This window comes from Nocardia sp. NPDC050412 (assembly GCF_044458825.1).
In the GTDB taxonomy this organism is placed as follows: domain Bacteria; phylum Actinomycetota; class Actinomycetes; order Mycobacteriales; family Mycobacteriaceae; genus Nocardia.
Window position 1 is genome coordinate 97,309 of the sequence record NZ_JBITIJ010000007.1, and the last position, 15,225, is coordinate 112,533.

Consider the following 15,225-nt stretch of genomic DNA (forward strand, 5'->3'; position numbering starts at 1 on the left):
AGGACTTCTCCCACATGTTCGCTCGACTGGGCGCGATCGTTGTGCACAACCCGTGGAAGGTGATCGGTCTCTGGCTGTTCATCGTGATCGCGGTGGTGGCCTCGGCGCCGCAACTGAAATCGACCACCGACCAATCCGAATTCCTGCCATCGCATTACGAGTCGATTCAGGCAATGCAATTGCAGCAGCAGGCATTTCCACAGCAGCAGGCCCCCGCAGCGCTACTGGTCTTCGTCCGCGCGGACGGCGCACCGCTAACCGAGGCCGATTCGGCGAGCGTGACGGCAATCGCGTCGAAGCTCAATGGCGACAGAATCAAGGATGTCATCGGCATCCAGGCCGTTCCGGCCTCGGAGAACCGCTTGGTGCAGATCGCCGCCGTGCAGATGACGAAGGTGACCAATGCGGGCGATACGACGCAGAGCGATGCGGTCGAGAAACTGCGAGACGCATTGCGGGATCAGGTGCAGGGCACGGATCTGAAGGCGGGCGTCACCGGTCAAGCGGCGCAGATGCTGGATCAGACCGAGTCCGGTGAAAAGGGTATGGCCATTATCGGTATCGCGACAGTGGTGCTGATTCTGGTGCTGTTGCTGATCATTTTCCGCAGTCCGGTGATCGCGCTACTGCCGATCGTCGTGATCGGCGCGATCTCCAGCACTGTCGGCGGCCTGATCGCGATGGTCAGCAAGGCCTTCGATCTGAAGGTCGACAGTTCGGTGAATTCCATTCTGCTGGTGGTGCTTTTCGGTGTCGGCACCGACTACATCCTGTTCCTGATGTTCCGGTACCGGGAGCGACTGCGGGCCGGCGAGGATCCGAAGACCGCGATGGTCAGTGCGGTCACCAAGGTCGGCGAGGCGATCACCTCGGCGGCGGGTGCGGTGATCATCGCATTCATGGCGCTGACCCTGTCGACGCTCGGCATGTTCCGTGCGCTCGGTCCCGCGCTGGCCATCGCCGTCGCGGTGGCGCTGCTGGCCGGGCTGACGCTGGTGCCCGCCGTGGTTTCGCTGTTGGGCACCAAGGTGTTCTGGCCGTCCAAGGCGTGGCAGCAGGAGCCGAAAGGTGCGCGCTTCAGCGCGGCCGGCGCGGCGATGGGGCGGCGGCCCGGTGCGTTCGCGGCGGTATCCGGTGGGCTACTGGTGGCCCTCGGGGTGTTGGCGTTCGGCTTCCATCCGACGTTCGATCTGAGCTCGGGCTCGACCTCGGATTCCTCCGAATCGACGGTCTACAACAAGGAATTGCTCAAGGGGATGCCCGCCGGGGCGACCCAACCGTCCGAAGTGCTGTTGCGTTCGGACACCGGCGCACCGCTCGACGATGACCAGCTCACCGCCTACCGTGCCGTGCTCGCGGCGGTGCCGGGTGTGAGTCAGGTCGGCGCGCCGACGGTATCGAGTGACCGACTGGCCGCCGACTTCCAGGTGACCCTCATTGGTGCGCCCGAATCGGATGCCGCGCTCGATACGGTGCGTGATCCGCTGCGTGCGGCCGCGCATTCGTCGGCACCCACGGGCACTACCGCTGTGGTGGGTGGCATCTCGTCGGTGTACGTCGACTTCCAGGACGCGATGGTCCACGACTACAAGATCGTGTTCCCGGTGGCGGCGATTCTGATCATGATCGTGCTCGCGCTGCTGCTGCGCAGTCTGGTGGCACCGTGGTACCTGATGGTCTCGGTCTTCCTCGGCTTCGCCGCGACGCTCGGTGCCGCGGTACTGGTTTTCCAGCACCTCCAGGGCAATTCCGGACTGATCTTCACCCTGCCGGTGATCATGTACCTGTTCGTGGTCGCCCTCGGTACCGACTACAACATTCTGATGGTCGCTCGCTTGCGTGAGGAGGCGCGGGCCGGAAACGAGCCGAAACAGGCTGCGGCCCTCGCGGTTCGGCATACCGGTCCGACGGTCGCCGCGGCCGGTGTGATCCTGGCGGGCACCTTCGCCTCGATGATGCTGGCCGGCAATAATGTGCTGTCGCAGATGGGCTTTGCGATCTCGGTGGGCATCGCGATCGCCGCATTCGTCATGGCGATGTTCTTCACCCCGGCGGTGACGGCGCTGATCGGGCACCGGGCCTGGTGGCCGGGGCATGGAGACCGGGATTCGAAGGGTGCGTCCGAGGGGCAATCGCAGGATGCGCGCTCGGATCAGTACGCGTACTCGGATACGTACAACAACTAGGGGCAGCGTCTACCGGGGAACGCCGGTAGTTCAGCCGTTGAGTGAACAGGGCCGTCCGACTTGGGATATCCAAGTCGGACGGCCTTTCGTCTCATGCATTGCTGATGATTACCAGCTCGGAACGGGTCAGTTCCAGGAGTCGACCGGTCCAGTCGCGGCCCCGCTCGTCCCAGTGCGGTGACGTCGAGTCGGAGTATCGGATCGGTGCGGTGCCGAGAAGGACGGCGGCGATCTCGGGGTGCTGGTCGAATTTCGCGCGTATCAGTCGAGCCATGACCGCGACACGGATCTGCGGCCAGTCGGTGCGGCGAGGCATCGGCCGGTCGAGTTCGGTCGCTCGTTCAGCCGGTCGATTTCGTCGCGTATCTCACCGATCAGTTCGTTTGCGGTGAGGTGGGGTCGGACGTCGGTGAAAGTCCAGTCGGCCAGATGGTGGGTCAGCTAATTAGTTGAGGTCCGACCTCTCGCGGGTCCCGAGCACCTGCATTTCGGTCAATGTGACAGCCAGGCCAAGTCCCCCGGACCACCCGCTGCTCGCTCGCCGTCGCGGAATGTGCGCTGCCGCAATGCGCTCACACGAGCAGATCCTTGCGCTCGGCGGCGACGGTATCGAGTCTGCCGCAGTGCTTAATCGGCCGCTATCGGTGATTTCGTTGACACGCAATATCCCGCAGTGTCGACAGGCGACATGTCGCGAACGGTCGCTACCGACGGGGGCACTGTTCACGCATACGTGCTCGAACCCGCCGCCGAGGTCGCGGCGGCGGGGGCTCGCTAGCTGCTGATCGCGTAGGGGCGGCGGACTCGTCGGGCGAATTCCAAGACTTGGGCGATGGCGGTGCGGGAGAGGCCGACTTCTGCGCCGATGCTGGTCGGGGTCCATGATTGGTCGGCGAGCATGAGGATTTCGGCGAGTTGTTCCACCGGGATGACCGAGAGGCCGCGGCCCGCGATCGCGCGGGCGACCGACCATACCTCGACATCATCGCTCTCGGAGCCGAGGTTCTCGGTCAGCAGGTCCTCCGCCGAAAGTGATTGCACGACTTCGCTGATCACCTCGCTGGTGGTGCGGCGCGGTGCTTCATCCGGAACGAGTTTCCTGACCTCGGCCTCGTCCTCTGCGGTCTGCGCCTGGGGATCTGTTGCGGTGTTGCCCGCGCTCGAAGGGAGGGGAACCTCCATTGCTCGCGTGATTCGTTCGGCCGGGGTGGGTGCCACGGAACTACGGGCGGCACCCTGGGGATCGGCGGGTGAACTTGTGCGCGTGGGGGTTTCGGTGCGAATGCTGGACTTCGTGGGGCGGGGAGTGTCAGCTACCGTGCCCGTGCCCGTGCCCGTGCCCGTGCCTGCTGTCGCCGCGGTGCGTGAAACCGTGGCGCGACTCTTGTCGGCCTGTGCGCGGCCCCGTGGTGTGTGGGCGGTGTCATCACTGGATTGCAGTGCTGGCTCGACAGTCGCCGTATCGAAGATGCTCAGCTGCGATTGCGCTGCGGGGCGTGTTGCGGCCTTCTGCGATTCGACCTCTGCGCCAATAGCTGTCGTGCTCGCGTCGCGAGTGGAACGCTCATCGCGAACGGAAGCTGTGGTTGTTGTATCGCGCTCGAAGCCTGTGGCACCGGGGGGCGTGCGCTCCCGCTCAGTACTGGAGTCAGCCGCCGTCGCGGTCCGGACGTCGATGCCTGAGGCAGAAAAAGCCGCGTGATCGGCGGTCACAGGTGCCGTCCGGGCATCGCCGCCGCTTTTCTCGGAGGCCGTGACCTCGTCGCCAGCGGAAGCATTAGCCGCGGACGTGGTAGCGATATCGGCGGCAGCCGCGCGCTCATCGATAGCAGTCACCGCAGCTTGGGAATCGAATCCGGTTGCGGCAACAGTCGTGTGCTCGTCGCGCATGCTGACAGCATTCGGTGCAGCCGTCTGGGGGGCGAAACCTGCGGCAGCGAAAGCTGTGCGCTCATCGGCAGCGGTCTGGGAGGCGAATGCGGTGTCGGCAACGGCCGTGTGCTCGTTGCGTGTGCTGACAGCATTCGGTGCAGCCGTCTGGGGGGCGAAACCTGTGGCGGCGGAAGTCGTGTGCTCATCGGCAGTGGTAGCAGGTGCGGTATCGGACTCGAATCTGGTGGCACCAGGGGCAATACGCGCGTCGGCAGCCGTCGCCGCGGTCGCTGAATCGAATCCGGCTGGGGTAACGCTCGTGTGCGCGTCGCGAGCGGGTACCTGTGCCGTCGCTGACTGGACACGCACGGTGCCATGAGGCGAGCGCTGGCTGGCGCTCGCGGCGGCACCGGGTGCAATGTGCTGATCGACTTCGGCGGCGTGCAATGGGTTTTCGTCGAAGGTGTTCGCGGCAGCGGCCGATGCATGCGCAGGCCGTGTGCCGTTGGCGTCGGTAAAGGTGCGCGCGGTGTCATGGATCGAATCCGACCCATGCGCTGAGTGCCTGGACCGGTAGTCCTCGCTCGGGATCGGTTGGGTGAGACGGCCGTTGGTCGAGCGCGTGCTTTGCGCGTGGTACACCAGGGTTTCCGTGCAATCGAGGCGTGAGACGGGAACCGTGTCGGGTTGGGCGGCGCGCATCGCCGCCTCGGCGACGTGGGGATCGATATCGACCGGGAAGCGGACGCCGGCTTGGTCGAGCAGGGGATCGAAACCCTTGGCGGCGAGCAGTTCTCGACGGTCGGTGGGTTCGTCGCGGAAGGTGTCGACAGGTGCGCCGCGTTCGGTGGTGACCCGATGCCGGGGCGGCAGGTCGGGTTCGTCCTCGACCATCGGAACGCTGTCGATGAGCAGGGCGTATCGCGCGGAAACCCAGGCGTGCAACCAGATAACGACGCCGACCATGACCGGGGCGATCGCGTATTCGGCGGCCTGGCCGAAGGATCCAGCGGCCAGATGCGGGCCCGCGTTGAGCGCGATGGTCGTGCCGAGCAGCGCGGTTTCGAAGAAGACGACCTTGCCGCGGTCGAGTTCGCGGCCCCAGCGGGCGGCCGTGGTCGCGGCCACCATGATGGTGATGATCGGGATCGAGATCATCGCCTCGATGCCATAGCTCAACCAGTACAGGGGATCTGCCATATTCCCGCTGGGCACCAGGTTGTGCTGCACATTCACCCCGGCCCACACCATGCCGAGCACCACGACGGCGATCAATGCGCGCGAGGACCATTCGGCCCGGCGGTACAACTGGGCGAGGCGCGCATCCTGATTCGAGACCCGCCGTCGAGCCGCGAGCGCCCGCCGATGCCAGCGCGCGTCCGCGTCATCGGCGCGCTGGATGGCGGACGTGGTCCGCCGGTTACGCTTCTCCGCCGCGAGTTCGTCCTGGACCGCCCGTTTCCGCTGTCCCCGTCGTTGCGCCCGAACCCATTGCGCGAGTTCACGTTCCGCATCGATCTCGGCATCCGATAACGCCTGCACCAGCGCCGCGTCATCCTGCAGCGGCAACCGACCCCGCGCATTCGCGACCCGCTCGGCCAATGCGGCAATCTCGGACCTACCGGTCGACTGTTTGTCGCGCATCGCGAGCCTTCCCAGGAGCAGGTGTCATAGCAGGTGTCATACCGACGCAGACCTACATGCTCGAACATATGTGTGATCGCACCGAGATTAAACCGCTACCCGTCCGAGGTCAATGCTGCGCACTCCGAAAACTCGAACAAATGCGCGAATCGGACGCCCTGTCGTCCTACGGCGTCATGCGTTCGTGTGGCAGACCGCCTCGAGCACGAGGCCATCGGGGCCGGTCCAGGAGCGGGCGTAGTACGGGGGCCGGTACGGGGGGAATTCTTGTGGGGCGTGGATGATTTCGTCGCCTCGGGTGGTGGCCCACGCGTGTACGCGGTCGACAGCAGCTCGGGTATGGACCATGAAGGCGATGTATTGCAGGCCGGGAGCGGTGCGCACGTAGCTGGGGACGTCGGGGGTAGAAGAAGATATACGTGCCGGGCCTGTTGTCGGCGGGCAAGTAGGCGAATTGGTCGGCCGCACTGAGCAGCGGCGCGTAGTCGAGCAGCGGCGTCAGCTCGTCGTAATAGGATCGGGCCGCAGTGAGACGGTGACGTTGATGCCGAGGTGTCCGAGGGGCATGCTCGGAATTTACGCTCGACCCGGGTTCAGGTGAGGGTGGTGTGCCAAACGATGGCGGCGGCCAATGCGCCTGCGCCATTGACCGACCAATGCAGCGCGATGGGGGCCAGGAGGCTACCGCTGCGGCGGCGCAGCCAGGTGAAGACGACGCCCGCGGCGGCGGTGGCGAAAACGGCGAGCAGGACGCCGATGATCTGACCGGCCGTGCCACCGCCGATGAAGCCGGTCAGGCCGCGGTTGCTGGCAGTCAGTCCGAGCGAGGAGGCGATATGCCAGAGGCCGAACAGCAGCGAGCCCGCCGCGAAGACGCCGCGGACGCCGTAGACGCGGTCGAGCGTGCCGTGCAGGACGCCGCGGAAGGCAAGTTCTTCCGGAATCGCGGTCTGCAGCGGGATGACGATCATCGATGCGATGAGTGCGCCGGAGATGGTGGCGTAGCGGTCGGCGAGGAAGAACTGCCGGGTGATCGGCAGCAGCGCCCCGATCGCGACCACGGCGAGCACCAAGCCGGCCGCACCGAGCGCCCAGAGCGTGCTGCGTCGCCAGTGCCGCGGTGAGAGTCCGAGTTCGGCCCAGCCGAGTCCGCGTCGGCGCATGAGCGCGAGCAACGCCACAGCGGCGATCGGAACGGTAAGGATGCTCGCCCATGCGGTGGTGAAGTGGGCGATCAGATTCGTGCCGGCCAGGACGATCACCACAACGGCCACGTCGAGATAGGCGTGCAGTTTGTGGCGGGGCGGTGCCGCTTCGTCGAGGTCCTGTTGAAGCACCCGGCCCAGTTTACGGATGCCCGCAACTGGCGCGACGGGTTCGGCTTCGGGGGTTTGCGTCATCAACATGGTCGTAGCTTGTTTCGCGCTACGCACTGTCGGCGTTAATTCCGACCTCGCCAACCCTGCGGATCCGCCCATGCCTGCAGCGTCCGAGCACTGTCGAACCGGCGCGGTTCGCCGCTGACCGGGTCGGTGAATTCGAGCGATGTGGCCAGCAGTTGCAGGGGCCGAGTGAAGTCGTGCACAGACTTGTCGGTGAGTACCGGGTAGAAGTCGTCGCCGAGGATCGGAATGCCCAGCCCATTCATATGTAGCCGCAGCTGATGGGTGCGCCCGGTCAGTGGCCGTAGCCGGTAGCGACCTAGTCCGTCGCGCTGCTCCAGCAACTCGATCCAGGTCTCCGCATTGGGCTCGCCAGCCACCTCCTGTGCGGCGAGCACCTGCTTCTCCTTGATGATCCGGCTGCGTACCGTGCGCGGCAGCGTCAGCTCCGGATCGAATGGGGCGATGGCCTCGTACTCCTTGCGCACCGTGCGCTTGTGGAACATCGTCTGATAGGCCCCACGCCGTGCCGGATTGATCACGAAGAGCACCAGCCCCGCCGTGACGCGGTCGAGTCGGTGCGCCGGAATCAGATCGGGTAGGTCGAGTTCGCGACGTAGCCGCACCAACGCCGTCTGCAGGATGTGCTGGCCACGCGGAATCGTCGCCAGGAAATGCGGCTTGTCGACGACGAGCAGATCGTCGTCGCGGTAGACGATCGGGATATCGAACGGCACTTCGGTCTCGTCCGGTAGGTCGCGATGGAACCAGACCGCGCCGCCCGGCACATACGGCGCGTCCGGCGCGACCGGACCGGATAGATCGACGATTCCGCCCGCATCCAGCAGTTCATCGATCCGCGTGGCGGGGACGCGAGGCAGCCGGTCCACCAAATGGTCGCGAATGGTCGCCCAATCGCCCTGCTCCGGCAGGCGGAGCCGGGCCGGATCCAGGCCGTGCCGCTTGGGCAACGGCGGCTGCTGCCTGCGTCTCATCACCGATGACCTTAGTTGGCGACGAAGCCCCAGCTCACGGCCGGGTCGGGCTCAGAATCCACGCAGCCGATCCGGCGTGACGCGCACCGCGACCGAGTATTCGGCGTGGAACTGTTCCTCGGTCATCGGAAGCGAGGCGAGTCCCTCGGTGTATTTCTCGGTGAACGCGGCGACTTCCACCGGGGTGGGCCCGGCTTCATCGATGCGCGCGGTGCCGGTGAGAATCACCACGTCGCCGCCCGTCTCGGTGCTGTTGAGATGTAGCGACACCCGTGGATTGCGGGCGATATTGCGCAACTTCGACTTATCGGCCTGGCTGAAGATCAGGAATTCGCCGTCGCGCCATTGGAACCACACCGGATTCGGCTGCGGTGTTCCGCTGCGGCCGACAGTGGTCAGCCAGATGACATTCTCGCGTTCCAGGCGGGCGGCGACCGTGGCACCGAATGCGGTGCCGGTGTCGACGACGGGCGTGGCGGAGCGATCGGGTTCGGTGGTGGTCATGGCTGTCGCAACGCCGACGCGGTGCAGTCGATTCCGCGTCGGCGCAGATGTGCCACGGCGACTACGGCTCGGCACGTTCGTCCAGCACCATTCGCCGGGACTCGACGAGCGTCTGCCTGGCGCGGCGGCGGACCTTGCAGCTGTCCACGCTGCAATACAAGTGCACCTGCATCGCCCGGTGCGCCTGCACTTCGGACAAGGTGCCGGGGTCGCGGTAGCAATCGCCGAAATTCGAAATAATTGTCGTGACAAACATTTTCACAACTCCAACCGCAGTCGCAATCTGTGTAGATGCCAAAGCTAGTAATGCTCGTGCGCGAAAGTTGCTGGGAAAGTCGGCCGTTCACACAGGCTTCCCCGGCACGTCGAAAATGTGTTGCCAAGTGCGCTATGAGAACCGGTCATTCGGTATTGAGTAGTGGGTGGTTTCCCGCAGCATCCGATCCGGTCGCTTCTCACCACCGCTCGTGTCCGTGGAAATCGGCACCGGCGGCGAGATCCCACCGTGCGAGCTTCGCATCGAGCTCGTCGGCAAGTGTCCTGCCCGGTGCGGGATTTCGACCGCTGAGCAGCGGTGGCTGGCGCATCCCTTGTTGGCGGTCTAGTGAAGTCGCCTAGATGGGGTGCATCGTCGTCTGTGTCTCGACAGCCGGGATTCAGTGGTCTCCGCGCCGCCGCCACCGACCGCGCTGCCATCCGTGCCGATGCTCGGCACCGGCGTGTACGTCAATGCGGTGGCCCGCTGGCCCGGCTGCGCGAGTTCTATCGCCCGTGGAACGAGGCGCTGATCGGACGTGACCTCGGCTGGAACCACCACTAGATAACTTAGCCTAACCTATCTTCTCGGCCCATCTTGTGTGAGGATGGGTGCCGATTCCGGCAAGAGGCTCCGCGAAGGGGCGAGAGGGGCAAGGCAGATGACGGTGGAGGAAACCGGAAACCGGCCGCCGAAGACGGTGCTGAAGGCGCGAAAGCGGCAGGAAACCGCGGCGCGCAAGGAGATCCTTGCGCCCGTGCGCGCCACATTGACGCTCGCCAGCATCATCGTGGCCATTGCCTCGGTCGGCACCGTGGTGCCGTTCGTGCTGATTGTCGCGGCCTGCCGGGAACTGCTCGCCGACCAGGTGGATACCGATCGGGTGTGGCGACTGCTGCTGATCGCCGTGCTGGTGCTCCTCGCGCGCGGGCTGCTGCAGGCGGCGGCGCTGACCTGGTCGCATCTGGTCGACGCCGGATACCAGCTGACGCTGCGTCGACTATTGGCGGCCAAGCTGACCAGGGTGCCGCTCGGCTGGTTCGATGAGCGGTCCTCCGGCGAGGTGAAGAAGTATCTGCAGGACGATGTCGAGGCGCTGCACTATCTGGTCGCGCATGCGCGACTGGAGTTCGTCGGCGCGCTCACCGTGCCGCTGGTCACCCTCGGCTACCTCATCACCGTCGACTGGCGACTCACGCTGGCACTGCTGATTCCGCTGATCGCCTACATGGTGTTGTTCAGCCGGATGATGGACCAGGACGGCCGCGATCGCATGGCCGTCTATACCCGCTGGGAACGCCGAACCCAGGACGCCACCATCGAATTCGTCGACGGCATCCAGGTGGTGCGGGCATTCGGGCAAGCGGGTAAGGCGCACACGGTATTCCAGGAGGCGGTGGACGGCCAGGCCGATAGCCTGAATCGGTTGAAGATGCCGATCATTCGCATCCAGTCGGCCTCCGACATCGTGGTCATGCCGGTATTCGTGATGCTTGTGGTGGTGGTCGCGGGGCTCACCGCGGTGGGGCTGGATTGGGTCGCGCCACTGGATGTATTGCCGTTCTTGCTCGTCGGCCTCGGTCTGGGTAGTGCGCTGCTCGGTCTCGGGTACGGATCTCAGGCACTGCGGGCCGCCGGTGCGGCCGCGGTGCGACTGTACGAACTGCAGCAGACGCCCGAATTGACTGTGCCCGAGGCGACTTCGGCTCCCGAACCGGTGACCGCGGGTGTGGTGCGGTTCGAGGGCGTGAGCTTCGGCTATCGCGCGGATCATCAGGTGCTGCGCGAGATCGACCTCGAACTGCGGCCGGGCACGATTACCGCGCTGGTCGGGCCGAGCGGGTCGGGTAAGTCGACGCTCGCGAAGCTGCTGCCGCGCTGCTACGACGTCGGCGCCGGGCGAATCACCATTTCGGGCCGCGATATTCGCGATTTCTCGACCGAGGAGCTCTACCGCACTGTCGGATTCGTCTTCCAGGATGTGCGCATGATCCGCGGCAGCATTCGCGAGAACCTGCGGCTGGCCCGCCCCGATGCCGATAATGCCGCGCTGGAGCAGGCGGCGCGGGCGGCCCAGATCCACGACCGAATTCTGGCGCTGCCGCGTGGTTATGACTCCGAGATCGGCGTCGATGCGACGCTATCTGGCGGTGAGGCACAACGACTTTCGATTGCCCGCGCGCTGCTCGCGGATACCCCGGTGCTGGTCCTCGACGAAGCGACCGCCTTCGCGGATCCGGAATCCGAGGTGGCTGTGCAGGATGCGCTCGCAGCGCTGGTCGCGGGTCGGACGGTGCTCGTGATCGCGCATCGGCTGCACACCATCACCGGTGTCGATCAAATTCTCGTGCTGGCGAACGGATCCCTGGTCGAGCAGGGGGATCATGCCCGTCTGCGCGATGCGGGCGGTACCTATCAGCGGCTCTGGGAAATCAACGAGGCGGCTCTCGGCGCGCTCGCGCTGATCGAAAATGTCGAGGTGACACGATGATTCGCAAGGTGCTCGGGCTGATTCCGGCGGAGTTCACCCACCTGACGCCGAAACTGTTGGCGGCCATCATCGCCCAGGCGTTGAGTCAGGCCGTGGCATATCTGCTGTTGGTGCCGGTGTTGGAGGCATTGTTCGACAACGATCTCGGCCGCGCCTGGTTCTGGGCGCTGTGGATGTTGGTCGCGGTCGCCGGGGTCGTTGTCTTCGGATATCTGCAGGCCGTAATCGGTCTGCGCGTCGGAGTCGGCATGCAGCGCGGACTGCAGACCAGGCTCGGCGATCATCTGAATGCCTTGCCGCTCGGCTGGTTCGAGACGCACAGTGCCGGACCGCTCTCGCGGATCGTGGTCGAGAATGTGCGCGAGATCCAGGGCCTCATCGCGTATCTGCTGACCAAGGTGCTGACCAGCATCGTGGTTCCGCTCGGTGTCGCGGTCGGCATGCTGTTCATCGACTGGCGGATCTCGCTGGCCATGCTGCTCGCCGCACCGGTGTTATTCGTGGTCAATGGACTGGCCAATCGTGCCTACACCCGCTCCGACGCGCGGATGCACGAGACGGCGGCCGAAGCCGATTCGCGGGTGGTGGAATTCGCCCAGGCGCAGCCGGTGTTGCGAGCCTTCGGCGCGGTGGGACCAGGTAACTGTGCACTCGATAGCGCACTGGCACAACAACGTTCGGCGATTACCCGATTGATGTTCGCATCGGTGCCCGGTCTGATCGTATTCGCGCTGTTCGTGCAGGCCGTGTTCCTGGTGCTGGTCTACATCGCGGTGGGCCGGGTTACCGACGGCGCCGTTTCGGCGGCAGCCGCGATCGCGCTCATCGCGGTGAGCTCCCGGTTCATCGAACCGCTGAACCAGGCCGCGCAGCTGGGCAATGCGCTGCGGTCGGCCGCGGCGGCCGCCGACCGGGTCACCGGACTGCTCGCCGAACCCGTACTGCCCGAGGCGAAGTCGTCGGTGACGCCGGGTGCGCCATCCGTTGTTTTCGACAATGTCTCCTTCGGCTACCGGCCGGGTGACCCGGTGTTGTCGCAGCTGAGCTTCGAGGTGCCCGCCGGGACCACCACCGCCATCGTCGGGCCGAGCGGCGCGGGCAAGACAACGCTGCTGCGGCTCGCCGCACGTTTCTACGATGTCGAGGCGGGCCGGGTCGTGGTCGGCGAACACGATGTGCGCGAGCAACCGTCGGAGACACTGCTGGACCAGCTCTCACTCGTCTTCCAGAACGTCTATCTGTTCAATCAGTCGGTGGCGGACAATATTCGGATCGGCCGCCCCGATGCCACCGACGCCGAACTGCAGCGCGCGGCCGAGGCGGCCAGGGTGGACGAGATCGTCGAGCGGCTGCCCGACGGCTACGACACGGCGGTCGGTGAGGGCGGCGCGACGCTATCCGGTGGTGAGCGGCAACGGGTTTCGATCGCCCGCGCGCTGCTGAAGGATGCGCCGATCGTGCTGCTCGACGAGGCGACCAGTGCGCTGGATCCGCACAGCGAGGCGGTCGTGGTGCGCGGGATGCACGAACTCAGCAGGGATAAAACGGTAATCGTCGTCGCGCATCGGCTGGCCACCATCGCGCATGCCGATCAGATTCTGTTCCTGGATGGTGGTCGGATCGTCGAACGTGGCACGCACGCCGAACTTTTGGCGCTCGACGGCCGCTATGCCGACTTCTGGAACGAGCGGTCGCGAGCCACCGGTTGGCGATTGGAGCCCGCGCCGGTCTAGCGAATTCGTAACTGGTTGCTCCGGTGATGGCTGGGTGGGGTCCCGATATGGCAGGCCATTTCGCCGACGACGGCGAACTGGTTCTCAATCGCCGCGCCTCCCAGAGGCGAGAACGATAGGGACGGCGACGAACAGCCGATCGTTGCGTGCCCTGGTGGCTTGGTCTTCGAGCCACGTGCCTTCTCCTGCGATGCCGGCGAGCACCGGCAGGGCCGTGGCATCTGTCCACACGATCGTGTGGACAGCGACGGTAACCTCGACGAACCCGTTGTCCAGCAGGAGGTTCCGGTATCGGCGGGCGACTCGCGGGTTGGGCATACCGTCCGCGCGAGCGTGGACCAGCGTGCGGGTGAGTTCGGGCTCGTCGGAGTCGATCACGAAGGTGTCCCAGTCCTGGCCGATGAGCACCGCGCGACCGTTGCCGGCCAGGACCCGGCGGGCCTCGACGAGGGCTCGCTCGGGCTCGTCGAGGGTGTGCAGGGCCTTGTCGGCGCGGTAGCCGGTGACCGAGCCGTCATCGAGAGGCAACGCGGTGGCGTCGGCGATATGGAACTCACCTGTGGGCCAGCGCTCGCTGGCGATCTCGATCATGGCGGGGTCCAGGTCGACGCCGATGGCCCGCACTCGGCGGGCAGCCAACTCGCCGACGGCGCGTCCGCTCCCGCAGCCGACGTCGACAACGGTGTCGCCAAGCCCTTCGTAGGTGTGTTCTCGCAGGTTACGGACCTGGGGTAGGTCATCGAAGGCGTCGAGCAGAGTGAGCAATGTGGACATGGCCGCCATTGTGCGACTTAATGTCGACATGAAGTCAATCGGCGAGGTGGCGGCTCAGTTCGGCTTGCCGACACACGTGCTGCGATATTGGGAGGCCGAAGGACTGCTGACACCGGCCCGCGCGGGTGTCCGTCGCCGCTACACCGACGCGGATCTGCACCGGGTGGCGGCGATCCTGATCTCGAAGGAGGCGGGCTTCGGACTCGCCGATATCCGCACGATGCTGGCCGCTCGGTCCGCACCGGCCCGTCATGAGGTGACGGTCCGCCACCGCGAGCTGCTGCTGGCACGGATTGCCCGGGCGCAGGCCGCACTCGACATGCTCGAGGGCGAATGCCCGTACGACGACATCATGACCTGCCCGCGATTCCAGGGACTTTTGGCTGATCGACTGCTGCCCTCGGCGAGCAGCCTGCCACCGAACCCCGAGTTCCCAGATGCGCTCTAAGGGATGGGCACGCGGTGGATATTCGGGTGACCGGCGGCCCCTCGCGACGGTGCCATTCGCGAGTTCGGTGACCGCCACCTCGTAGAGATGGTCGATGGCGAGTACGACGAAGCCACGGCTCGCCGGATCGGATACGAGTCCGGTGTCATCCCCGAGGATGACTACTTCCAATAAGCGCGGTATTTGATGGCGGTTTTCGGCAGCCCGTGGGTGGTCTTCAGCGCCTTGACGATCGAACGCGTGGTGTGGCCGTCACACGCGACCCAGGCGAAAGCGTCGTTCGGGCACTGCATTTCGTTGGCCTGCTCGCGCAGCAATCGACCGTTATCGATCCGCTGCACCCATTTCACCTGGTGGTGCGGCTTATTGCGCACCGGGAGCCCGGTATCGGATTCGTATTGCCATTCCAGCCAGACCCGGGCAGGCACATCGCCGATCGCGTCGAGCAGCGAATTGATGGCGGGCAGCGATGCGGTATCGCCGAAGATGACGAACTCGCTCGGGAGTGGCTCGGGCAGTTGGAAATCCGAGCCGAGCACCGAGACGTCGATCTGGTCGCCGACGGCCGCCTGCTGCGCCCACATCGAGGCGGGCCCGTGGTGCACCGCGAATTCGATCGAGAATTTGTTCCCGGCCGGATCGGGATCGACCAGCGTGTAGCCACGCTGGTGCTCGCGCTCATCATTCGGAATCCACAGCCGCACCCATTGCGTCGGGTGCACCGGATGATCGGTGAGCAGTCCGCCGGCATCGAATCCGAGCCGCATGTATTTGTCGCTGATGTACTCGGTCGAAGTCACCGTGAGCCGGTAATCCTCGGCGCGCCACGCCTTCAGCAGCAACCCTTCGAAGCCTCTACCCATGCAGCTAAGGTTAGCCTAAACATACTCTGATGTCCTGGGGTGTCCGATGAAACGACTCCGAATGGCCGTGTGGCCCC

At 65.4% G+C, this 15,225-nt stretch carries 13 protein-coding genes; 5 read left to right on the forward strand and 8 right to left on the reverse strand.

The window, feature by feature from the left end:
• The first annotated feature begins 14 nt into the window (after positions 1 to 14).
• Positions 15 to 2,186 (forward strand): MMPL family transporter, encoded by a 2,172-nt coding sequence (locus ACIBI6_RS20715; protein WP_396957393.1) that lies wholly within the window; start codon positions 15 to 17, stop codon positions 2,184 to 2,186.
• A gap of 91 nt (positions 2,187 to 2,277) precedes the next feature.
• Here the strand turns inward: ACIBI6_RS20715 and ACIBI6_RS20720 are convergent, their stop codons facing one another.
• The 6 genes from ACIBI6_RS20720 to ACIBI6_RS20745 form a co-directional block, all read right to left on the reverse strand.
• Positions 2,278 to 2,460: a hypothetical protein gene (locus ACIBI6_RS20720; protein ID WP_396957394.1), complete on the reverse strand. Its 183-nt coding sequence runs from the start codon at positions 2,458 to 2,460 to the stop codon at positions 2,278 to 2,280.
• Between the two features lie 500 nt (positions 2,461 to 2,960).
• Complete coding sequence (locus tag ACIBI6_RS20725; RefSeq protein WP_396957395.1) at positions 2,961 to 5,702, reverse strand: hypothetical protein; 2,742 nt, start codon at positions 5,700 to 5,702, stop codon at positions 2,961 to 2,963.
• A gap of 593 nt (positions 5,703 to 6,295) precedes the next feature.
• A complete protein-coding gene (locus ACIBI6_RS20730; protein ID WP_396957396.1) occupies positions 6,296 to 7,102 on the reverse strand; it encodes a lysostaphin resistance A-like protein in 807 nt (268 codons plus the stop codon).
• 41 nt (positions 7,103 to 7,143) lie between these two features.
• The gene (locus ACIBI6_RS20735) at positions 7,144 to 8,079 is read right to left on the reverse strand and encodes an RluA family pseudouridine synthase (RefSeq protein ID WP_364355527.1); all 936 of its coding nucleotides are present in this window, start codon (positions 8,077 to 8,079) and stop codon (positions 7,144 to 7,146) included.
• A gap of 51 nt (positions 8,080 to 8,130) precedes the next feature.
• Positions 8,131 to 8,583 carry a TIGR03667 family PPOX class F420-dependent oxidoreductase gene (locus tag ACIBI6_RS20740; RefSeq protein ID WP_364355524.1) on the reverse strand — a complete coding sequence of 151 codons (453 nt, stop codon included), beginning with the start codon at positions 8,581 to 8,583 and terminating at the stop codon, positions 8,131 to 8,133.
• 61 nt (positions 8,584 to 8,644) lie between these two features.
• A complete protein-coding gene (locus ACIBI6_RS20745; RefSeq protein WP_364355521.1) occupies positions 8,645 to 8,839 on the reverse strand; it encodes a hypothetical protein in 195 nt (64 codons plus the stop codon).
• Positions 8,840 to 9,220: 381 nt separating this feature from the next.
• On the opposite strand from ACIBI6_RS20745, the gene ACIBI6_RS20750 reads away from it, so the two are divergent.
• The 3 genes from ACIBI6_RS20750 to ACIBI6_RS20760 all read left to right on the forward strand — a co-directional run bounded on the left by ACIBI6_RS20750 (position 9,221) and on the right by ACIBI6_RS20760 (position 13,063).
• The gene (locus tag ACIBI6_RS20750) at positions 9,221 to 9,403 is read left to right on the forward strand and encodes a hypothetical protein (protein ID WP_364355518.1); all 183 of its coding nucleotides are present in this window, start codon (positions 9,221 to 9,223) and stop codon (positions 9,401 to 9,403) included.
• Positions 9,404 to 9,500: 97 nt separating this feature from the next.
• Positions 9,501 to 11,330: an ABC transporter ATP-binding protein gene (locus ACIBI6_RS20755; protein WP_396957397.1), complete on the forward strand. Its 1,830-nt coding sequence runs from the start codon at positions 9,501 to 9,503 to the stop codon at positions 11,328 to 11,330.
• Entirely contained in the window at positions 11,327 to 13,063 is a 1,737-nt protein-coding gene (locus ACIBI6_RS20760; RefSeq protein ID WP_364355512.1) for an ABC transporter ATP-binding protein, read from the forward strand. Before ACIBI6_RS20755 ends, ACIBI6_RS20760 begins: the two co-directional genes overlap by 4 nt.
• An 84-nt stretch (positions 13,064 to 13,147) precedes the next feature.
• Here the strand turns inward: ACIBI6_RS20760 and ACIBI6_RS20765 are convergent, their stop codons facing one another.
• Positions 13,148 to 13,837 carry a methyltransferase domain-containing protein gene (locus ACIBI6_RS20765; RefSeq protein ID WP_396957398.1) on the reverse strand — a complete coding sequence of 230 codons (690 nt, stop codon included), beginning with the start codon at positions 13,835 to 13,837 and terminating at the stop codon, positions 13,148 to 13,150.
• A gap of 28 nt (positions 13,838 to 13,865) precedes the next feature.
• On the opposite strand from ACIBI6_RS20765, the gene ACIBI6_RS20770 reads away from it, so the two are divergent.
• Positions 13,866 to 14,285 (forward strand): MerR family transcriptional regulator, encoded by a 420-nt coding sequence (locus ACIBI6_RS20770; protein WP_396957399.1) that lies wholly within the window; start codon positions 13,866 to 13,868, stop codon positions 14,283 to 14,285.
• Positions 14,286 to 14,446: 161 nt separating this feature from the next.
• Here the strand turns inward: ACIBI6_RS20770 and ACIBI6_RS20775 are convergent, their stop codons facing one another.
• Complete coding sequence (locus ACIBI6_RS20775) at positions 14,447 to 15,148, reverse strand: siderophore-interacting protein (protein ID WP_364355503.1); 702 nt, start codon at positions 15,146 to 15,148, stop codon at positions 14,447 to 14,449.
• Between the last annotated feature and the right edge of the window lie 77 nt (positions 15,149 to 15,225).